24 protein-coding genes are annotated in these 19,595 nt (G+C 59.4%); 14 read left to right on the top strand and 10 right to left on the bottom strand.

Features of this window, described 5'->3' with window-relative positions; genetic code table 11:
• Positions 1-71 precede the first annotated feature (71 nt).
• The 3 genes from C2E19_RS21085 to C2E19_RS21075 all read left to right on the top strand — a co-directional run bounded on the left by C2E19_RS21085 (position 72) and on the right by C2E19_RS21075 (position 2,596).
• Positions 72-1,493, top strand: coding sequence for a transglycosylase SLT domain-containing protein (locus tag C2E19_RS21085; protein WP_129394920.1), 1,422 nt, complete (start codon positions 72-74; stop codon positions 1,491-1,493).
• 111 nt (positions 1,494-1,604) lie between these two features.
• The gene (locus C2E19_RS21080) at positions 1,605-2,039 is read left to right on the top strand and encodes a DoxX family protein (RefSeq protein WP_008079893.1); all 435 of its coding nucleotides are present in this window, start codon (positions 1,605-1,607) and stop codon (positions 2,037-2,039) included.
• A 248-nt stretch (positions 2,040-2,287) separates the two neighbouring features.
• Positions 2,288-2,596: a class I SAM-dependent methyltransferase gene (locus C2E19_RS21075; RefSeq protein ID WP_129394919.1), complete on the top strand. Its 309-nt coding sequence runs from the start codon at positions 2,288-2,290 to the stop codon at positions 2,594-2,596.
• Positions 2,597-2,602: 6 nt separating this feature from the next.
• Here C2E19_RS21075 and greB read toward each other — a convergent pair whose 3' ends face one another.
• From greB to C2E19_RS21060, 3 genes are read right to left on the bottom strand one after another with little or no spacing between them, the layout of a single operon-like run.
• Complete coding sequence (gene greB / locus C2E19_RS21070) at positions 2,603-3,100, bottom strand: transcription elongation factor GreB (RefSeq protein ID WP_129394918.1); 498 nt, start codon at positions 3,098-3,100, stop codon at positions 2,603-2,605.
• A gap of 34 nt (positions 3,101-3,134) precedes the next feature.
• The gene (locus tag C2E19_RS21065; RefSeq protein ID WP_129394917.1) at positions 3,135-5,639 is read right to left on the bottom strand and encodes an ABC transporter permease; all 2,505 of its coding nucleotides are present in this window, start codon (positions 5,637-5,639) and stop codon (positions 3,135-3,137) included.
• Positions 5,639-6,322 carry an ABC transporter ATP-binding protein gene (locus C2E19_RS21060; RefSeq protein ID WP_129394916.1) on the bottom strand — a complete coding sequence of 228 codons (684 nt, stop codon included), beginning with the start codon at positions 6,320-6,322 and terminating at the stop codon, positions 5,639-5,641. Before C2E19_RS21060 ends, C2E19_RS21065 begins: the two co-directional genes overlap by 1 nt.
• A gap of 10 nt (positions 6,323-6,332) precedes the next feature.
• On the opposite strand from C2E19_RS21060, the gene C2E19_RS21055 reads away from it, so the two are divergent.
• The 3 genes from C2E19_RS21055 (at position 6,333) to C2E19_RS21045 (ending at position 8,452) form a co-directional block, all read left to right on the top strand.
• The gene (locus C2E19_RS21055; protein WP_164979444.1) at positions 6,333-6,938 is read left to right on the top strand and encodes an arylesterase; all 606 of its coding nucleotides are present in this window, start codon (positions 6,333-6,335) and stop codon (positions 6,936-6,938) included.
• A gap of 57 nt (positions 6,939-6,995) precedes the next feature.
• Positions 6,996-7,289, top strand: a complete 294-nt coding sequence (locus tag C2E19_RS21050; protein ID WP_007908575.1) for a hypothetical protein — start codon at positions 6,996-6,998, stop codon at positions 7,287-7,289.
• Positions 7,290-7,480: 191 nt separating this feature from the next.
• Complete coding sequence (locus C2E19_RS21045; RefSeq protein ID WP_129394914.1) at positions 7,481-8,452, top strand: L,D-transpeptidase family protein; 972 nt, start codon at positions 7,481-7,483, stop codon at positions 8,450-8,452.
• Between the two features lie 126 nt (positions 8,453-8,578).
• Here C2E19_RS21045 and oprI read toward each other — a convergent pair whose 3' ends face one another.
• On the bottom strand, positions 8,579-8,830 hold the full coding sequence (gene oprI / locus C2E19_RS21040) for an outer membrane lipoprotei OprI (protein WP_003199355.1): 252 nt from the start codon (positions 8,828-8,830) through the stop codon (positions 8,579-8,581).
• 638 nt (positions 8,831-9,468) lie between these two features.
• Between oprI and C2E19_RS21035 the strand changes: the two genes are divergently transcribed.
• Positions 9,469-9,750: a GNAT family N-acetyltransferase gene (locus C2E19_RS21035; protein ID WP_003226804.1), complete on the top strand. Its 282-nt coding sequence runs from the start codon at positions 9,469-9,471 to the stop codon at positions 9,748-9,750.
• Positions 9,751-9,810: 60 nt separating this feature from the next.
• On the opposite strand, the gene C2E19_RS21030 is transcribed toward C2E19_RS21035, so the two are convergent.
• Complete coding sequence (locus C2E19_RS21030) at positions 9,811-10,887, bottom strand: 3-deoxy-7-phosphoheptulonate synthase (RefSeq protein ID WP_129394913.1); 1,077 nt, start codon at positions 10,885-10,887, stop codon at positions 9,811-9,813.
• 143 nt (positions 10,888-11,030) lie between these two features.
• Entirely contained in the window at positions 11,031-11,474 is a 444-nt protein-coding gene (locus tag C2E19_RS21025) for a PilZ domain-containing protein (RefSeq protein ID WP_129394912.1), read from the bottom strand.
• Between C2E19_RS21025 and C2E19_RS21020 the strand changes: the two genes are divergently transcribed.
• From C2E19_RS21020 to cysB, 5 genes are all read left to right on the top strand, one after another.
• Positions 11,473-11,859, top strand: coding sequence for a co-chaperone YbbN (locus C2E19_RS21020; RefSeq protein ID WP_129394911.1), 387 nt, complete (start codon positions 11,473-11,475; stop codon positions 11,857-11,859). The genes C2E19_RS21025 and C2E19_RS21020 overlap by 2 nt on opposite strands.
• Entirely contained in the window at positions 11,856-12,812 is a 957-nt protein-coding gene (locus C2E19_RS21015; RefSeq protein WP_129394910.1) for a putative 2-dehydropantoate 2-reductase, read from the top strand. The genes C2E19_RS21020 and C2E19_RS21015 overlap by 4 nt, the downstream gene beginning before the upstream one ends.
• Positions 12,813-12,834: 22 nt before the next feature.
• On the top strand, positions 12,835-13,740 hold the full coding sequence (locus C2E19_RS21010; RefSeq protein WP_007908587.1) for a 5'-nucleotidase: 906 nt from the start codon (positions 12,835-12,837) through the stop codon (positions 13,738-13,740).
• 97 nt (positions 13,741-13,837) lie between these two features.
• Complete coding sequence (locus C2E19_RS21005) at positions 13,838-14,341, top strand: universal stress protein (protein ID WP_129394909.1); 504 nt, start codon at positions 13,838-13,840, stop codon at positions 14,339-14,341.
• A 112-nt stretch (positions 14,342-14,453) separates the two neighbouring features.
• Positions 14,454-15,428: an HTH-type transcriptional regulator CysB gene (gene cysB, locus C2E19_RS21000; protein ID WP_008079948.1), complete on the top strand. Its 975-nt coding sequence runs from the start codon at positions 14,454-14,456 to the stop codon at positions 15,426-15,428.
• Positions 15,429-15,437: 9 nt separating this feature from the next.
• Here cysB and C2E19_RS20995 read toward each other — a convergent pair whose 3' ends face one another.
• The gene (locus C2E19_RS20995; RefSeq protein ID WP_129394908.1) at positions 15,438-15,920 is read right to left on the bottom strand and encodes a GreA/GreB family elongation factor; all 483 of its coding nucleotides are present in this window, start codon (positions 15,918-15,920) and stop codon (positions 15,438-15,440) included.
• Positions 15,921-15,922: 2 nt separating this feature from the next.
• Positions 15,923-16,333 (bottom strand): hypothetical protein, encoded by a 411-nt coding sequence (locus tag C2E19_RS20990; RefSeq protein ID WP_129394907.1) that lies wholly within the window; start codon positions 16,331-16,333, stop codon positions 15,923-15,925.
• A gap of 124 nt (positions 16,334-16,457) precedes the next feature.
• Here C2E19_RS20990 and earP point away from each other — a divergent pair, with 124 nt between their 5' ends.
• Positions 16,458-17,600: an elongation factor P maturation arginine rhamnosyltransferase EarP gene (earP, locus tag C2E19_RS20985; protein WP_129394906.1), complete on the top strand. Its 1,143-nt coding sequence runs from the start codon at positions 16,458-16,460 to the stop codon at positions 17,598-17,600.
• A gap of 48 nt (positions 17,601-17,648) precedes the next feature.
• On the top strand, positions 17,649-18,218 hold the full coding sequence (locus tag C2E19_RS20980; protein ID WP_007908599.1) for an elongation factor P: 570 nt from the start codon (positions 17,649-17,651) through the stop codon (positions 18,216-18,218).
• Between the two features lie 192 nt (positions 18,219-18,410).
• On the opposite strand, the gene C2E19_RS20975 is transcribed toward C2E19_RS20980, so the two are convergent.
• Both C2E19_RS20975 and C2E19_RS20970 read right to left on the bottom strand, forming a co-directional pair.
• Positions 18,411-18,830, bottom strand: a complete 420-nt coding sequence (locus C2E19_RS20975) for an organic hydroperoxide resistance protein (protein WP_008079954.1) — start codon at positions 18,828-18,830, stop codon at positions 18,411-18,413.
• A 234-nt stretch (positions 18,831-19,064) separates the two neighbouring features.
• Positions 19,065-19,529 carry a MarR family winged helix-turn-helix transcriptional regulator gene (locus C2E19_RS20970; protein WP_129396160.1) on the bottom strand — a complete coding sequence of 155 codons (465 nt, stop codon included), beginning with the start codon at positions 19,527-19,529 and terminating at the stop codon, positions 19,065-19,067.
• Between the last annotated feature and the right edge of the window lie 66 nt (positions 19,530-19,595).

Below are 19,595 nucleotides of genomic sequence, written 5' to 3'. Positions count from 1 at the left end.
GGCGCTCTGTTTTCGTCGGTGATTTCGACCGTTCAGCGGTGAAATTGCCCCGTATTCTTTCCGGAGAGTGGATGATTCGTCCCTCGATTTTGCTGTTGTTGTGTGCCTCGTTGCTACTGCCGATGACGGCGGTTGCGCGCCTGCCCGGGCCACTGCAAGCGGTGCCGGCCGCCAAGGTGCGCGACCTCTCGGAGATTCGCAGCAGCCGCGTGCTGCGCGTGCTGGTCAATCAGAGCCGCAACAGCTCCGGCGAAGTCCAGGGCCAGGCCATCGGCGTCGAATACCATCGCCTGCGCGCCTTCGAGCAATACCTCAATGGCCATGCCCGCGATGGCCAGGAAATCACCCTCAAGATCATTCCCAAAGCCAAGGATCAATTGCTCGGCGCCTTGCAGCGCGGCGAGGGTGATCTGGTGGCGCCGGGCGAGTTGCTCGAACTGCAGGCGGGCCATGCGGTCGCCAGCAGCGAACCGATTGCCAGCAACGTGCCGCTGGTGCTGGTCGGCATCAAGGGCGAGCGACGCTACACCAAGGTCGAACAACTCTCCGGTAAAACCCTCGCGTTGCCGACCGGCAGTGCGGCGGGGGAGGCGGTCAGTCAGCTCAACCAGAAACTGGCGTTGCACAAACTGGCGCCGATCAAAATCGAATGGGTCGATCCGACACTGGCCGTCGAAGACGTGCTGGAGATGGTCCAGGGCGGGATTTTTCATCTGACGATTGTCGAGCAACCGATCGCCGAACGATGGGGCAAGATCCTGCCGAAGTTGCGTTTCGACCGGCAGTTGATAATCAGCGAGCCGGGCGAGGAATACTGGTTCGTGCGTCGTGATGCGTCGATGCTGCGAGCGAGCATTGATCGCTTTCTCAGCGGTTACAAGAAGCCCTCGAACGAGGATGTAGCGTTTCTGCGCATCTACCGCCGTCTCTATCAAGTCCACTATCCATTGGCCAAGGCCGACCGCCAGCGCCTGGAAAAACTGCGTCCGACCCTGCAGAAACATGCCGCTGCGCAGAACATGGATTGGCTGAACCTGGCGGCGCTGGCGTTCAAGGAATCCGCGCTGCAACCCAGTACCCGCAGCGGCAGCGGCCCGACCGGGCTGATGCAAATCACACCGTCCGCCGCGCAGCGTGTCGGCGTCAATAACATCCAGAATCTCGATGCGAACGTGCAGGCCGGGGCCAAGTATCTGGCGATGATCCGCCGCAAGTTTTTCAACAGCCCCAAACTCAACGAGCGCGAGCGCATGGCCTTCACGCTGGCCGCCTACAACATCGGCCCGGAACGCGTCCAGGGCATGCGCGCTGAAGCCCGGCGGCGTGGGCTGAATCCGAACCAGTGGTTCTTCCAGGTTGAGCGTATTGCCATGGAGCAGGTGGGAATGGGGCCCGTCAGCTATGTTAATAGCGTGAACAAGTATTTCCTGGCGTTCGACCGGGAGCGGGAGTCGTTGGAGCCCGGAGGCCAGAAAGTGGTCTCGCGCAAATGATCAACTAAACTGATTGTTATGGCGAAATAATTGCGCTTTTAACATTTGGTTTACTGATTAATATAGCGGCCAACCAACACACATAACTTCTCGCAAAACAAGGAATGCACCATGAGCTCTCTGATCAACAAGGTACTGTTCACCCGCGCCGGTTACGGTCTGACCATTCTGCGCATCGCCGTCGGCGTGATCTTCGCCGCTCACGGTTCGCAGAAACTCTTCGGTCTGTTTGGTGGGTACGGTCTGGCGGGCACCGCGCAATACATGGACAGCATCGGTCTGCACCCGGGTTATGTCATGGCCACTTTGGCCGGCGGTACCGAGTTCTTCGCCGGTCTGGCCTTGATCATCGGTCTGCTGGTACGCCCGGCGGCGTTGGGCCTGACCTTCCTGTCGCTGGTGGCAATCTTCACCGTGCACATCGGCAACGGTCTGTTCATGGCCAACAACGGTTACGAGTTCGCTCTGGCCCTGCTCGGTGGCAGCCTCGCGGTGCTGATCGAAGGTGCCGGCAAGCTTTCGGTGGATCGCGCCATCGCCGGTTAAGCGCTCTGGCTCAAGCAAAAGGCCCGCATTGTGCGGGCCTTTTTTGTTGCGGCTGATTCTTGACACTGATCGGTCACGTTCTCTAGGATGTTGCTCATGCGCCGATTTAAACAGCTACTTGCGGGGCGCCAGGTGACTAGAACAGTTGCCGTCAGAAGCCGGAACAGGGCTTCGAAATACCGCTAAAGCGCTGGTTCGGTGTTGCCTCTCACCTGCCATGCAGACTTTTGAGGCAGAGACACGACACGATGAATGCACTACGCCCTCCAGCACGTCCCGCGCCGATCACGGCACATATCACCCAGCGCAACCCGAAAATCCTGCTTGGCGGCAAACACCAGCCGACGCTGTTGCGTTATCTGGATGGCTGGCCACGTCGCAGCGGCGGCCCTGCGGCCTTCCTGATCCAGTTCGTTGAACACGGTGAATCGCTGGCGCGTTTTGCCAGTGACAGTTTCGATCTGGCGGTGATTCAGGCACCCAACACTGAAGACGCCCCGGAAATGATCAAGCAACTGGTCCGCGTCGCGCGGCAGGGGTTGATCACCCGCCGCTGACAGGCTTTACGGGTAATCGATCGCCACGATGTAGACGAGTTGCTCACCGGTCGGCGTCTGCACCCGCACTTCGGCGTCCAGCGCCTTACCGATCAGGGCGCGGGCCAGAGGCGAGTCGATGCTGATCAGGCCCAGTTTCAGATCCAGTTCATCCGGGCCGACGATGCGGTAGCGCGATTGCTTGCCGTCTTCGTCTTCGATGGTCACCCAAGCGCCGAAGTAGACCTTGTTCGGATCGCTGGGCTTTTCGCTGACCACCTTGAGTGCTTCCAGGCGTTTGGTGAGGAAGCGTACGCGACTGTCGATCTCGCGCAGCATCTTTTTACCGTAGGTGTACTCGGCGTTTTCCGAGCGATCGCCCTGAGCCGCCGCCTCGCTGACCGATTGCGTCACCTGCGGGCGACGCACGTGCCACAGCTCATGGAATTCGGCGCGCATCCGCGCTTCACCTTCAGGGGTGATCAGCGCGGTGCCAGCGGTGCGAGGAGGGCGATAACGGCTCATGGCAACTTCTTGTGGTTAAGAGCGCCTGAGTCTATCAACCCTCGCGCAACACTGTCAGTGGGCTGGCATTCAGTGCCCGCCGTGTGCCGAACACGCCGGCACCGCCAATCAGCACCGCGCCAATCAATGGCAGCACCAGCAACCACGGGTGCGGATGCCATGGCAGATCGAAGGCGTAGCGATACAACACCAGACTCACCACTTCCGAACCGATGGCCGCGAGCAGACCGCTGACCGCACCCAGCAAGCCGAACTCGATGCGTCGTGCCTTGACCAGCAACTTGCGTTCGGCCCCCAAGGCACGCAACAGCGCACCTTGGCGAATGCGCTCATCCAGCGTCGCCTGCAAGCCTGAGAACAACACCGCCATCCCCGCCGCGAGGACAAACAACAACACATATTCGACGGCCAGGGTGACCTGGGCGAGGATGCTGCGCAGCTGTTCGAGCAAGGCTTCGACCTGCAGGATGGTCACGGCCGGAAAGGCTCGCGACAGTTCAACGATCTGCTGGTCATGACCGGGCGCCAGATAGAAGCTGGTCAGGTAGGTCGCCGGCAGATCCTTGAGGGTGCCAGGCTGGAAGATCATGAAGAAGTTCGGCTGGAAGTTGTCCCAGTTGATCTCGCGCAGGCTGGTGACCTTCGCCTCGCGGTTGACCCCGCCGACACTGAACACCAGGTGATCGCCGAGTTTGAGCTTGAGGCTTTCGGCGACTTTGCCTTCCACCGAGACACCGGGTACAGCGTCGCTTGGCTGATCCTTCCACCACTCACCTGCGGTGAGCTTGTTGCCCGCCGGTAAATCCGCCGCCCAGGTCAGGCTCAGATCCCGTTGAATCGCTCGATCTCCGGCTGAATCCTTGCTGACGATTTGCTGCACTGGATCGCCGTTGATACTGATCAGTCGTCCCGGCACAACCGGGTAGAGCGGCGCGGCTTGTGCTGACACGTTGATCAAGTGATCGCTGAAGGCCTGTTTGTCGGCCGGCAGAATATTCAGGGCGAAATAGTTGGGCGCGTTTTTCGGCAACTGGTTTTGCCAGGTGTCGAGCAATTCACCGCGCAGCAGGGCGATCAATGCCATCGACAACAGAATCAGGCCGAATGCCAGCGACTGTCCGGCCGCCGCCAGTGGATGACGCAACAACTGCCCAAGACCCAGGCGCCACGGCAACGATGCCTTGGCGAGCATCCGCCGCAGACTTTGCAGCAACAACAACAGCAAGCCACCCAGTAGCAACGCAGCGACCACGCCACCGCCGAGCAGGGCAAACGTCAGCAGCAGATCCAGGCTCAGGCGCCACATGATCAGGCCGAGCGCGCCGAGTGCCGCGCCGTAAACCATCCAGGTACTCGATGGAATTGGCAGCATGTCGCGGCGCAGCACACGCAGCGGTGGTACGCGACCGAGCGCAGCGAGGGGTGGCAAGGCAAATCCGGCCAATGCCACCAGCCCGGTGCCGATGCCGGCGATGGCCGGAAACAGACCGCCCGGAGGCACATCGCTTGGCAGCAGATCATGCAGCAGCGCGAACAAACCCAGCTGCGCCAACCAGCCGAGCAACGCACCGCTGAGCGCGGCGAACAGCCCGAGTACGGTCAGCTGGATGCTGAACAGCAGCATGGTTTCCCGACGCGACAAGCCGAGGCAGCGCAACAAGGCACTGGCGTCGAAGCGCCGACTGGCAAAACGATTCGCTGACAATGCCACGGCCACACCGGCCAACAATACGGCGACCAGACTGGCCATGTTCAGGTAACGCTCGGCCTTGCCCAGCGCACCGCCTATCTGCCGGTTGCCATCGCGGGCATCCTGAATCCGTTGATTTGCCGCCAGCCCCGGTTTGATCAGTTGTCGATAGGTTTCCAGCGCCTGCGGTTCGCCGCGCCAGAGTTCCCGGTAACTCACCCGGCTGCCCGGTTGCACCACGCCGGTCGCGGCGAGGTCGTCGAGGTTGATCATGACTCGTGGCGTCAGGCTGTAGAAGTTGCCGGCGCGATCCGGCTCGTAGGTCAGAATCCGGGTCAGCTTCACCGTCTTCATGCCGACGTCGATGCTGTCGCCGATCTTCAGATCCAGCGCCGTCAGCAGGCGTGCCTCGACCCAGGCTTCACCGGGTTGCGGCTCGCCGCCTATGTCTTCAGCGGCAAAAGGTGCGGGCGCGCTTTTCAGTTCGCCGCGCAATGGATACGCGCGGTCGACGGCTTTGATGCTCGACAGCTGAATGCCGTTGTCGGTGGCAATCACGCTGGAGAACTCGACCACTTGTGCGTGAGCCAGACGCAGCTCGGTGCCGCTCTTGATCTGTTCTTCGCGGGCCGGCGAGCTGCCTTCAAGCACCAGGTCGGCGCCAAGAAACTCGGTGGCGCGCAGGGTCATGGCGCCGTTGAGGCGAGCACCGAAATAACCGATGGCAGTGCTCGCCGCCACGGCGACCACCAGCGCGAAGAACAACACGCGCAATTCTCCGGCGCGGGCATCGCGCATGAGCTGGCGGATGGCGAGACTGAACAGACGCAACAGCGGCAAACGTGCCATCAAGGCTCCAGAGGGGCGACCAACAGCCCGGCTTCAAGACGGATCAGGCGCCGGCAGCGATGGGCCAGGCGTTCGTCGTGGGTCACCAGCACCAGGGTGGTGCCGCGTTCCTTGTTCAATTCGAAGAGCAAATCACTGATGCGCTCGCCGGTGTGGCTGTCGAGGTTGCCGGTCGGCTCGTCGGCGAACAGCACGTCAGGTTCGGCGGCAAACGCGCGGGCTATCGCCACACGTTGCTGCTCGCCACCGGAGAGCTGGCGCGGCGAGTGGGTCAGGCGCTGGCCGAGGCCAACACGCTGTAACAATTCGGTGGCGCGCTCGCGGGCGTCTTTGCGGCCATCGAGTTCCAGCGGCAGCATGACGTTTTCCAGCGCATTGAGGCTGTCGAGCAACTGGAAGGACTGAAAGACGAAACCGACGTGCTCGGCACGGATGCGCGCGCGCTGGTCTTCATCGAGATTGCTCAGGCTTTGGCCGGCGAGGATGACTTCGCCGTTGCTCGGCAAGTCGAGACCGGCGAGCAGGCCGAGGAGGGTGGATTTGCCGGAACCGGACGCGCCGACGATGGCCAGGCTGTCGCCCTTGTTCAGTTCCAGGCTGAGTTCGTGCAGGATAGTCAGTTCACCTTCCGCGCTGGGAACCACTTTGCTGAGGTTCTTCGCGGTGAGAATGCTTGCGCCCATGGAGAATCCGATGCGTGTGTGGTTTTTGAGTGCTGGCCTGGCCTTGATGTGCATGGCCCAGAACGCAGCGGCGGGTACTGTCCTGATCGTTGGCGATAGTATCAGCGCCGGTTTCGGACTGGATACCCGCTTGGGGTGGGTGTCGTTGCTTGAGCAACGGCTCAAACAGGAGGGTTTCGACGATAAAGTGGTCAATGCCTCGATCAGCGGCGACACCAGTGCCGGAGGCCAGGCGCGCCTGCCGGCGCTGCTTGCAGAGCATAAGCCTGAGCTGGTGATCCTCGAGCTTGGGGGTAACGATGGCCTGCGCGGAATGCCGCCAATTCAATTGCAACAAAATCTTGCCTCGATGATCGACAGTTCGCGCCAGAGTGGCGCCAAGGTGTTGTTGCTCGGCATGCAGTTACCACCTAATTACGGCAAGCGTTACACCGACGCTTTCGCCGAGGTCTACGGCAAACTGGCCGACGCTAAAAAGATCCCGCTGGTACCGTTTTTCCTCGACGGCGTGGGCGGGCATCCGGACTTGATGCAGGCCGATGGTCTGCACCCGGCAGCCGGGGCTCAGGGCAAGTTGCTGGAAAATGTCTGGCCGACGCTAAAACCGCTGTTATGAGGCTTTTCTAAGGGCAGGCTTTCGGCTAATGTGGCGCCCCCTTATTTGGAGCCCCAGATGTCGCGTTCTGCCTGGTCCCTGTTTGCCTACCAACTGATCGAGCCTGACGAGCAGCTGGATCTGTTCGCCTGCCAGGAAGTGCGGGTGCATCTGGTGACGCGTCAGCTGGAACTCGGTGGTTCGGCGGATCGCACCCTGTGCGGCAGCCTGCTGCCGGCGCAGCCACGCTGGTCGAGTGTGGATCGGCGGGTGTTCCAGGATCAGCGCCTGTGTTCGCTGTGCCGGGCGATTCTGGAGTCGCAGAAGCGTGGCACGTCGCCGATCTGGCCGGAGCTGCGTTTCGAGCTTTAAGGTCAAAAGATCGTCCGATCGCGGCCCGAGCCTTCGGCAGCTCCTACAAGGGGGTACACCTGTAGGAGCTGCCGCAGGCTGCGATCTTTTCAAGGCCTGACGCGGTCCATCGGCGTGGCTCCCCGAATATTCAAAGTGCGGTGTACAATCGCGCTCTTATACCCTTGTTGATCATGCGAAGGATTTTCCGGATGTTGCCGCGCTTTCCTGCCGTCACCCGCTGCCTGTCACTTGCCGCCCTGTGTGTGGCCGGTCCCGTTGCTGCATTGGAGTTTCCCCTGCCACCGCCCGGTGAGGACATCATCGGCCAGGTGCAGGTGATCAAGGCCAAGTACGAGGACACGTTCGCCGACCTCGGCACGACCTACGATCTGGGCTATTCGGAAATGGTCGCGGCCAACCCGGGCGTCGATGCCTGGTTGCCGGGCGCCGGTACCGAAATCGTCCTGCCGACCCGCTTCATTCTGCCGCCGGGTCCGCGTGAAGGCATCGTTATCAACCTTGCCGAATACCGCCTCTATTACTACCCGAAAGGCCGGAACGTGGTGTACACCTTCCCGCTGGGTATCGGCCGTGAGGGTTGGGGTTCGCCAATCGCGCACACCTCGATCACCGCCAAAACGCCAAACCCGACCTGGACGCCTCCTGCGTCGATCAAGGCTGAGCACGCCGCTGACGGTGATCCGTTGCCAAACGTGGTGCCGGCCGGCCCTGACAACCCGCTGGGGCCGTTCAAGTTCACCCTTGGCACGCCGGGCTACCTGATCCACGGTTCGAACAAGAAGTTCGGTATCGGCATGCGCACCAGCCACGGTTGCTTCCGCATGTTCAACAACAACGTGCTGGAAATGGCCAGCATGGTTCCGGTCGGGACTTCGGTGCGCATCCTCAACGATGCGTACAAGTTCGGCAGCAGTGGTGGCAAGGTCTATCTGGAAGCGCACACGCCGATCGACGACAAGGGCAACCCGTCGGTGGTCGACAAGCACACTGCGGTGATCAATGCGATGCTCAAGCGTGAAGACGTCACTAGCAACCTGCGCGTGAACTGGGATGTGGTGCGTGATGTGGTCGCGGCCGAAGATGGCCTGCCAACTGAAATCGGCACGCCGAATACTTCGGCACCGATGGTTTCGAATACGCCGGTCGACTTGCAGCAGTAAGTCGCGGTACAGAACCCGTCGATGCGTCAGGCATCGGCGGGTTTTTTATTGCCTGAACAAAAGCTGCGGGCAATAAAAAAGCCGACCCGAAAATCGGGTCGGCTTGATAACAATCCCGAGGGATTATTACTTGCGGCTAGCTTTGTCCAGCATGCGCAGTGCACGCTCGTTAGCTTCGTCAGCAGTCTGTTGTGCTTTTTGAGCAGCAGCCAGAGCTTCATCAGCTTTACGGTAAGCTTCGTCTGCACGAGCCTGGGAGCGAGCAGCTGCGTCTTCAGTAGCGGTCAGACGTGCTTCGGTTTCTTTCGATGCGCTGCTGCAACCGGTAGCCAGAACTGCGGCCAGAGCCAGAGCAGAGAATTTCAGAACGTTGTTCATCGTGTTCCCCTTCAAGGACTTTCAATTAAGTGGCTGTCTCCTCCGATTGAGGAAATAGCCGGCGTACATACTACCCATTACTTGTAGTAAGTAAACTGACGTAGCGCAAGAAGCAAAAAAAATTGTAGTTGCTGATTCTTTTTCGAGCAACTTTTAACTGGGTTGTTTAAAAAATACCCAGCTGCAAGGCCCGCGCAGAGCGAGTTAATGAGAAAAAGTTCCCGTTGTGGCGTGCTGTTTTTGCCGTCTTGGCTAAAGTCTGTCTAAATGAATTCGTCCATACTTTTGTTCCGATTTTGCGCGCTGCTTCGCTTATCTTTGTCCATGTTGAGGTGACTTTAAAAAAGGTCGCACGTCTTAAGTCTCAACATCCGGCAATGTTCAGGTGAGCGGCCCGGGAAGATCTTCTCCCACGCCACCCCTGCGTCCATCGGAGCAACCCCCCGTCAACTCGCTTGATGACGAGCGCACCTTGAGCATTTTCGCCAATGGTGCCTACTATTTATCAGGTGCTCGGTTGCGCGAGATCGGTGTGGCTCTTCTCGGTGTCCAACAGGCACGGGGTGGCGTAGATGTTCCTTCGCCGGAAAAACATCGGTAAGGTAGGGGTCAGAATCCAAGACCCGCGAGGAGTAGTGATGAGCGAGGCGTTGTCCATCCACCATGACCAGGCTGGTCATCAGTTCGAGACCAATGTGGACGGTCATCGTGCCTACCTGACCTATATGGATCTGGGGAAACAGACCCTGGATATCTATCGTACGTTTGTGCCCAACGCCCTGCGTGGCCGTGGCATTGCCGCCGCGCTGACCGAAAGCGCGCTGCAATACGCCGAAGAAATGGGCTACACGGTGATCCCGTCGTGCTCCTACGTCGAGCGCTACATGGAGCGCCATCAGCGCCGCGCCGCGAAGATCTGAATCGCGCACACAAAAACGCCGGGCAATGCCCGGCGTTTTTTTATGCCTGCGAAACGTCGATCAACTGCGCTGACGTTTCGGCAGCACATCCTTGAGCTTGGCGTGCATGCTGCGCAGCGTCGTCTCGGTAGCAGACCAGTCGATGCAGGCATCGGTGATCGACACGCCGTATTGCAGGTCGGCGAGGTCTTTTGGAATCGCCTGGCAGCCCCAGTTCAAGTGGCTCTCGACCATCAGGCCGATGATCGACTGATTGCCTTCGAGGATCTGGTTGGCGACGTTTTCCATCACCAGCGGTTGCAGGGCCGGATCCTTGTTGGAGTTGGCGTGGCTGCAATCGACCATCACGTTCGGCTTGATCTTGGCCTTGTTCAGCGCCTGCTCGCACAGGGCAACGCTGACCGAATCGTAGTTCGGCTTGCCGTTACCGCCACGCAGCACCACGTGACCGTAGGCGTTGCCTTTGGTGGTGACGATCGACACGCCACCTTCCTGGTTGATACCGAGGAAACGGTGCGGACTGGACACCGACTGCAGAGCGTTGATCGCCACGGTCAGGCCGCCATCGGTGCCGTTCTTGAAGCCGACAGCCGAGGACAGGCCGGAAGCCATTTCACGGTGCGTCTGCGATTCAGTGGTACGCGCGCCGATCGCCGACCAGCTGATCAGGTCCTGCAGATACTGCGGGGAGATCGGATCGAGGGCTTCGGTGGCGGTCGGCAGGCCTTTTTCGGCCAGATCCAGCAGCAACTGGCGACCGATGTGCAGGCCGTCCTGGATCTTGAACGAGTCGTCCAGATACGGATCGTTGATCAGGCCTTTCCAGCCGACGGTGGTGCGCGGCTTCTCGAAATACACGCGCATGACCAGATACAGGGTGTCGGAGACTTCCTCCGCCAGCACCTTCAGGCGATCGGCGTATTCGTGGGCAGCCTTGATGTCGTGGATCGAGCACGGGCCGATCACTACGAACAGACGGTGGTCGGTGCCATCAAGAATGTTGCGAATGACTTCGCGGCCCTTGGTGACGGTGCGCAGGGCGGCGTCGCTCAGAGGGATATCACGCTTGAGCTGATCAGGAGTGATCAGGGTCTCGTTAGAGGCGACGTTTAGGTCGTTGATCGGTAAATCAGCCATCGTTTACTCGTCAGGTCACGGGTGCCGGCCGCCAGCGATCCCCGCGCGGCGGAGCACAGCAGATTTAAGCGCGTCGGGGAGCGGAACCTTAGCGCGTTAGGCGCCTGCTCGACAATGGGCATGTAATTGTTTAAAGAACAGCGTCAGTCCAGCACCGGCTGGGCGAAAGCCTTGCGCACGCTGTCATGGGAGAACTCGTCGGCGTGTTGCTCGACCCATTGCAGGGCCAGCGCCTGAATATCGTGCAGGTCATCGTGGGCGTCATTCATGCGGCAGAAGCGCTCGATCTGACACACCTGCTCACCCATTCGCGCGCTGAACAGCGTCTGCTCATCGGTGAAGGCGATGCCCACCAGATAACCTTTTTTACGCCGCAGACACCACGCCACGTAGCCCGGATAACAGATGTCGGCATTCAGCGTCGGCATGCGCACTTGCAGCGCCGTGCCATGACGCCAGGCACGGTGGTAATTGCAAGCGATGCCGCCGAGGCTGATAGTGTGCAGCTGTTGCCTGGAAATACACTCAGGCTTGAGCAAGGTTAATTCAACCGGCACCTCGTCCGGATGAGGAATGAAACGTCCCATGAGCACAGACTCCCTGTGTCGGCCATTTGACATTGTTTCCCCCAGTATAGTGGTCGAATCCGCACTGACCGATTTCGACGCCGACCAACGGCTGTTGGCGATGAGCGGCGTTTCCCTGGTGATTTTCACCAGCGTCGGCTGCGCCAGTTGTCGTTATGCCCGCGAGGTGTTGCCGGGGCTTGAACTGGCCATCGATCGCCTGTGCTGGATCGATGCCGGCGACAACGGCGGGCTGGTCGAGCGTTATCAGGTCTTTCATTTGCCGGCGCTGTTTGTGGTGCGCGACGGCGAGTTCTTTGGGGCATTGCACACACGCCTGACGGCCGATGCGCTGAACGCGGCGCTGGCGCAGGCACTGGGTCGAATTGCAGAGGAGTTGCCATGATGGGGGCAGTGCATAAACCGGTGGTGGGGATTATTGGTACCGGGGCAATTGGCGGGTTTTACGGGGTGATGCTGGCGCGTGCCGGCTTCGATGTGCACTTTCTGTTGCGCAGCGAGTTCTCGGCAGTCGCCGAGCGCGGTTTGCAGGTCAACAGCGCGGTGCATGGCCAACTGACGCTGAATCCGGCGCAAGCCTATTCGGCAGCCGAGGACATGCCCAAGTGTGACTGGCTGCTGGTCGGCGCAAAAACCACCAGCAACGCTGATCTGGCGCCGGCAATCATTCAAGCAGCCAAGCCGGATGCGAAAGTGCTGTTACTGCAGAACGGTCTGGATGTCGAAGACAGTCTGCGCGCGCTGTTGCCCGATTCCCTGCATTTGCTCGGCGGGCTGTGCCTGATCTGCGTGCATCGCGATGGCCCGGGCCTGATCACCCATCAGGCGCTCGGCGCAGTCAATGTCGGTTATCACAGCGGCCCGGCCGCCGATGACGCCGCGCGCATGGCGATTGTCGAGCAAGGTTCCGCGCTGTTCCGCAGTGCCGGTCTCGACTCCCAGGCAATGCCCGATCTGCATCAGGCACGCTGGCAAAAACTGGTCTGGAATATTCCCTACAACGGTCTATCGGTGTTGCTCGGTGCCAGCACCACACCGTTGATGGCCGATGCCGACAGCCGCGCATCGATCCAGGCATTGATGGCCGAGGTGGTGCAGGGCGCCAAGGCCTGTGGTCTGGAGGTGCCGCCCGGCTATGCCGAATTTCTGTTCACGATGACTGAAAAAATGCCCGACTACTGGCCGAGCATGTACCACGATTTGTTGCATAAACGACCGCTTGAGCTGGAGGCGATTTACGCCCGGCCACTGGCGGCGGCGAAAGCGGCGGGCTGTGAGCTGCCGCGTATTGAAGCGTTGTACCGCAATTTGTGTTTTATCGACCGACGCAACGTTTGAGTCGGTCGCTCTGGGGGAAAGCATGGCCAAGAACATCGATGACAAACTGGTGCTGGCGATTTCGTCGCGCGCCTTGTTCGACCTGAGCGAGAGCCACAAGGTCTACCTGTCGAGCGGCGTCGAAGCCTATCGGCAATATCAGATCGAGCACGAAGACGAAATTCTCGCGCCCGGCGATGCCTTCCCGCTGGTGGAAAAACTCCTGAGCCTTAACAGTCGCCTCGGTCGCGCGCGGGTCGAAGTGATTTTGGTCTCGCGCAACAGCGCCGACACCGGGCTGCGCGTGTTCAACTCGATTCACCATTACGGCCTGGCGATTTCCCGTGCGGCGTTCGTTGGCGGGCGCAGTCCTTATCCTTATTTGAAAGCCTTTGGTTGCGACCTGTTTCTTTCCACCCATGCGGAAGATGTGCGCGCGGCGCTGGACGCCGGCTTCGCTGCGGCAACCATTCTCTCCGGTGGCGCCAGCCGTGCCGCGAGTGACGAATTGCGTATCGCTTTCGACGGTGATGCGGTGATTTTTTCCGACGAGTCGGAGCGTGTCTATCAGTCAGGCGGGCTCGAAGCGTTCCAGGCCAAGGAGCGTGAAGCGGCGCGCGAGCCGTTGCGTGGTGGGCCGTTCAAAGGCTTTCTCGCAGCACTTAATCTGTTGCAGCGCGAATTCCCCGACGATGACTGCCCGATCCGCACGGCGCTGGTCACCGCGCGTTCGGCACCGGCACATGAGCGGGTGATCCGCACCTTGCGCGAGTGGGACATCCGTCTCGACGAGTCACTGTTCCTTGGCGGCCTGACCAAATCGGCGTTTCTCGAAGCGTTCGCCGCTGACGTGTTCTTCGATGATCAGGCCGGCCACTGCGAACTGGCGCGTGAAGTGGTCGCCACGGGTCATGTACCGCACGGCATCAGCAACGAACCGTCGGTCTAAAGCCCTGTGGTTCAAGACGTTGCGCCGCACGTCGTACTCGCCAAGGCACTGCTAAGCTGAATCAAATCTCCGCCATGTTGGCTTGCGAGGAGGTCATATGATTCGTTCGATGCTGTATGCCACTGACCTCGGTCTGTACGCACCGTTAGTGATGCAGCATGCCTTGGCGTTGGCGCGAACGTTCAATGCTGACCTGTACGTGGTGCACGCGGTGGAGCCGATGGGGCTGTTCGCCGAATCGGTGTTGCAGAGCTATCTCGATGAGCAGGCATTGAACGAATTTCATAGCCAGGGTCTGAAAACAGTCATCGCCAATATTGAGCAACGGGTGCTGGAAAGCTTTCGTGAAGAATTGGGTGATGAAGGCGAACAAGACTTGCAGCGCATTCGCGCGGTGCGCGTGCTGCAGGGCGATCCGTCGCAGGTGATTCTCGACCAGGTGCAGAAGCTCTCTGTCGACTTGCTGATCGTTGGCAGTCATAGCCACGGGGTGGGCGCGGAAACGCCGTTGGGGCGTACGGCGGCGCGGGTTCTGCAGTTATCGAAGGTGCCGGTTTATCTGGTGCCACTGATTGAGCGTCGGCGCAGTGAGGATCGCTGAAGCAGAATAATGGCACTTTGATAAAAAAGTTCTAGATTTATTCTTCAAACCATTAATATAGTTATATACCGTCGCTGATGCCCGTGGCGTCTACCTGCTTTGAGGGATTCATATGAAGCTTCAACAATTGCGCTACATCTGGGAAGTGGCGCACCACGACCTCAACGTTTCCGCTACAGCCCAAAGCCTTTACACCTCGCAACCGGGCATCAGTAAACAAATCCGTCTGCTCGAAGACGAACTCGGCGTCGAAGTATTTGCCCGCAGCGGCAAGCACCTGACCCGCGTCACGCCGGCCGGCGAGCGCATCATCACCACCGCTGGCGAGATTCTGCGCAAGGTCGAAAGCATCAAGCAGATCGCCCAGGAATTCTCCAACGAGAAGAAAGGCACCCTGTCGATCGCCACCACGCATACCCAGGCGCGTTATGCATTGCCGCCGGTGATCAGCAATTTCATCAAGCAATACCCTGACGTCGCGCTGCACATGCACCAGGGTTCGCCGATGCAGATCGCTGAAATGGCCGCTGATGGCACCGTCGATTTCGCCATCGCCACCGAAGCGCTGGAACTGTTCGGCGATCTGGTGATGATGCCGTGCTACCGCTGGAACCGCTGCGTGGTCGTGCCGCAGGGGCATCCGCTGACCAAGTTGCCGAAGCTGACCCTCGAAGCGCTGGCCGAATACCCGATCGTGACTTACGTGTTCGGTTTTACCGGCCGCTCGAAACTCGACGAAGCCTTCAGCCATCGCGGCCTGACGCCGAAAGTGGTGTTCACCGCCGCCGACGCCGACGTAATCAAAACCTACGTGCGCCTGGGCCTGGGTGTGGGCATCGTGGCGAAAATGGCAGTCGACACCAAACTCGATAGCGACCTGGTGGTGCTGGATGCCAGCGAACTGTTCGAGTCGAGCATCACCAAGATCGGTTTCCGTCGCGGCACCTTCCTGCGTGGTTTCATGTGCGACTTCATCGAGAAGTTCGCCCCGCACCTGACCCGCGAAGTGATGGCCAAAGCCATTCAGTGCCACAACAAGCAAGAGCTGGAAGAGCTGTTCGACGGCGTCGAACTGCCGGTTCACTAAGCACTTGTTTCAGAGCACCTCGGTGACAGCGAACTGTTGCCGGGTGCCTGCCACCAGAATCTCCACCTCATCGCCTTCGAACTTGCCCAGCAGGCTTTTGCCCAGCGGCGAGCGTGGGGTGATGACGGTAATCGGCTGACCCACCACATCGACTTTCAGGCCTGCCGCATCCGGCGCCAGAAACAGCCATTGCTCGCGACCCTTTTCGTCTTCAAGACCGAGCAGGGCGCCGATCTCGATTCCGCGGTTTTCGTCATAGGCGCGCAGCGTCAGGTTCTGGCACAGCGCCAGTGACTGCCGAATTTCCTCGACCCGTTTTGCTTGCCCCGCTGCCAGATAAGACGCTTCCAGGCCCAGCGTGTCGTATTTGTTTTCGGCAATGTTCTCTTCGTGAGTCGCGGTTTCGTAGGCGGTCTGCGCGGCACGCTCGGCGATGTCGAGGTCAACGCGCAGTTTGTCGAGAATCAGTTGGTGGACGCTGTGCTTGTTCATGATCAATCGCAGAATTGTAAAACGTTGGCGCGGCTTTTTTCGCTCGGAGCCGTCTGATCCTGTTGCAACCAGAACTGGCATTTCGGGTTCGACTGATTGCGCGAGCTGCTGCGCGCCTGATCGAGTCGAGCCTGTTGTTCGTTCTTGCGCAGGTTTTCTTCGTACTGATCGAACAGCGGGCTCTGCGGCGGAATGTCCGGCTGCACTTGCGCGGCCGCCGGCGGCTTGGCCAGTTGTTGCACCGCCTGAGCGACAGGCGCCAGTTGTTCAGTGAACAGAAAGCGGGAAAGCAGCCAGCAGGTCAGCGCGATGGCGAGGAAACCCAGCCACATGCCCAAGGCAATGCTGCCGGTCAGGTGCAGCGCGCTAAGCTGAACAGGCAAGGGGCGACGCGGATTGGGACGGTAGGGCATGGCTGCCTCCTGGCGGATGATTGCGGGCAAGTGGCGATTGTCGCACGAAGATTAATCCTCGTCGGCTCTTCTGCACGAGGTCATTTATGCGGACAATCGGTGCTTTTGCCAACGGGAGTCTTGAATGCTGCAACCGAAAACCCGCTGGGATATTTTCTGCACGGTGGTCGACAACTACGGCGACATCGGTGTGACCTGGCGCCTGGCCCGGCAACTGGTCGCCGAACACGCACTGGAGGTGCGTTTGTGGGTCGATGACCTGCGCGCATTCGAGCGTCTCTGCCCCGAGATCGACATCGATGTCGCGCAACAATGGCAGCAGGGCGTTGAAGTTCGCCATTGGCCAAGTGACTGGGTGCACACCGAGGCTGCTGATGTGGTGATTGCTGCATTTGCCTGTCAGTTGCCGAGTGATTACATGGACGTCATGGCCGAGCGGGAAAAACCGCCGCTGTGGATGAACCTTGACTACCTGAGTGCCGAAGACTGGGTGATTGGTTGTCACGGTTTGCCGTCGGTCAAATACAAATCGGTGCAGAAGTTTTTCTTCTTCCCGGGATTCCAGCCGGGTACCGGAGGCCTGCTGCGCGAGCGAGGATTGCTCGATCAGCGTCGGCAGTTTCAGCGCGATCCCGCAGCGCAGCGACAATTCCTGCAAGGGCTGGGGATCGATCGCGCGGCCAATGCACAGCTGATTTCGCTGTTTGCCTACGAGAATGCCGGGCTGGCCAGTTGGCTGGATGTCTTGGCGGCGGATGCCATGCCGACTCACCTGCTGGTGCCGGAAGGGCGGATCCTCGGTGATGTAGCGCGGTGGCTCGGGGTGGAAACCCTGAGCGTCGGGGCGCTTCATGTGCGTCAGGCATTGACCGTGCAAGTGCTGCCGTTCGTCCGACAGGATCAATACGATCATTTGCTCTGGTGCTGCGATTTCAACGCGGTGCGCGGCGAAGATTCGTTTGTCCGCGCGCAGTGGGCAGGGCGGCCGATGCTCTGGCACATCTATCAGCAGGACGAAGACATCCATCTGGACAAGCTCGACGCGTTCCTCGCGCTTTACACAAAAGGCCTGTCCCCGGCCGCTGCCGAGGCGACGAACGGTTTGTGGCGCGCATGGAATGCCGGTCTGCCGATTGCTGAACAATGGCTCGCAGCCCGTAATCATTGGCCAGAACTGCACAAAAATGCCGAAGCATGGTGTCTGGAACAAGGCTTGCAGGCCGATCTTGCCGCAGCGCTGGTACAGTTTTACCTAAATTGGATATGATACGCGGCCTAGATTTTTGTAAATCCCATCCAAATTCGGATATTCGCAATGAAAACTGGTAAAGAACTGAAACCCGGTACCGTGATCCGTCTCGAGAACGATCCTTGGCTGGTTCAGAAAGCTGAATTCACCAAGTCGGGCCGTAACAGCGCGATCATGAAGACCAAGCTGAAAAACCTGCTGACCGGTTACAAGACCGAGATCGTTTACAGCGCTGACGACAAACTGGACGACGTGATCCTCGACCGCAAAGAAGCGACCCTGTCCTTCATCAGCGGCGACACCTACACGTTCATGGACACCACCGACTACACCATGTACGAGCTGAACGCTGAAGACATCGAAGCCGTTCTGCCTTTCGTTGAAGAAGGCATGACCGATGTTTGCGAAGCGATCTTCTTCGAAGAGCGTCTGGTTTCCGTAGAGCTGCCGACCACCATCGTGCGCGTAGTTGACTACACCGAAGGTTCGGCTCGCGGCGACACTTCCGGCAAAGTCATGAAGCCAGCCAAGCTGGCCAACGGTACTGAGCTGCAAGTTGCTGACTTCATCGAAATCGGTGACAAGATCGAAATCGACACCCGCGAAGGCGGTTCCTACAAAGGCCGTGCCAAATAAGCACTGCTTTTTGCGGAAAGAAAAAGCCCGACCATTGAGTCGGGCTTTTTTGTACCTGTGATTTCACATTCAACACCGACCCCTTGTGGGAGCGGGCTTGCTCGCGAAGGCGTCATGTCAGCCGACATCATCGCTGACTGAACCACCGCTTTCGCGAGCAAGCCCGCTCCCACAGGGGATTTGGGTGTGACTTTAAACGGTGACGTGCAGGCGTACGTCGACGTTGCCACGGGTGGCGTTGGAGTACGGGCAAACCTGGTGAGCGGCGTCGACCAGCGACTGCGCGTCGGCTTGTTCCAGGCCAGGCAGGCTGATGTGCAGATCGATGTCCAGACCAAAGCCGCCAGGGATTTGACCAATCCCGACGTGGGCGGTGATCGAGGCATTGTCGGGGATTTTGCGTTGGGTCTGGCTGGCAACGAATTTCAGCGCGCCGATGAAGCAGGCCGAGTAACCGGCTGCGAACAGCTGCTCTGGGTTGGTCGCCGCGCCGCCAGCACCGCCGAGTTCTTTGGGAGTGGCGAGTTTGACGTCGAGAATGTTGTCGCTGGAGATCGCACGACCATCACGGCCACCGGTGGAGGTTGCGATTGCGGTGTAGAGAGTTTGCATGGTGTGAGCCTCGTTGAGTGTCATATTTCGCGCTAACTGTTTGCGCGCTAAGTAAGTACGAGGCAAATGTATCGCGCCAATATTTAGTGCGCAAGATAAATTTTGAAAAATGATTCGTGATAGGTGCACTGAAACACTTGTAGGAGCTGCGGCACGCTGCGATCTTTTGATCTTGAAGAAGCCAAAATCAAAAGATCGCAGCGTGCCGCAGCTCCTACAGAGGAGAGGGTGGATTCAGGTAAGGCTGTTTTGCAGGTGGCTGCGCAGTGCCTGGAGTTCTGCTTGCAGGTTTTGCAGGCGCTCGATGGAGAAACCGCTGGCGCCGAGGATGCAAGGGGGAACAGTGCGCGCCTGGTCTTTTAGCGCTCGGCCCTGTTCGGTCAATTCGACGATGACTACCCGCTCATCCTCGCGACTGCGCGTGCGGCTCAGCAAACCTTCAGCTTCCAGGCGTTTCAGCAGCGGCGTCAGCGAACCCGGATCAGTCAGCAGCTTTGTGCTGATCTCTCCGACCGTCAAACCATCCTTTTCCCACAACACCATCATCGCCAGGTACTGCGGATACGTCAGGCCCAGCGCCTGCAACAGCGGCTTGTAGACTTTGGTCATCATCAGCGAAGTGGAATGCAGGGCGAAGCAAGCCTGGTTGTCCAGCAGCAGTTCTTCGCAAATGTCGGGGGTGTTGCGTTCGGAGGTCATAGCAAAGCCTTGATCGGTGATGGTCATGAATCTAGCGCCCGAATGTTTAATGCGCCAGATAATTCT

This window comes from Pseudomonas sp. DTU12.3, assembly GCF_004124275.1.
GTDB lineage: Bacteria > Pseudomonadota > Gammaproteobacteria > Pseudomonadales > Pseudomonadaceae > Aquipseudomonas > Aquipseudomonas helmanticensis.
This window is presented reverse-complemented; position numbering and strand designations above follow the sequence as displayed.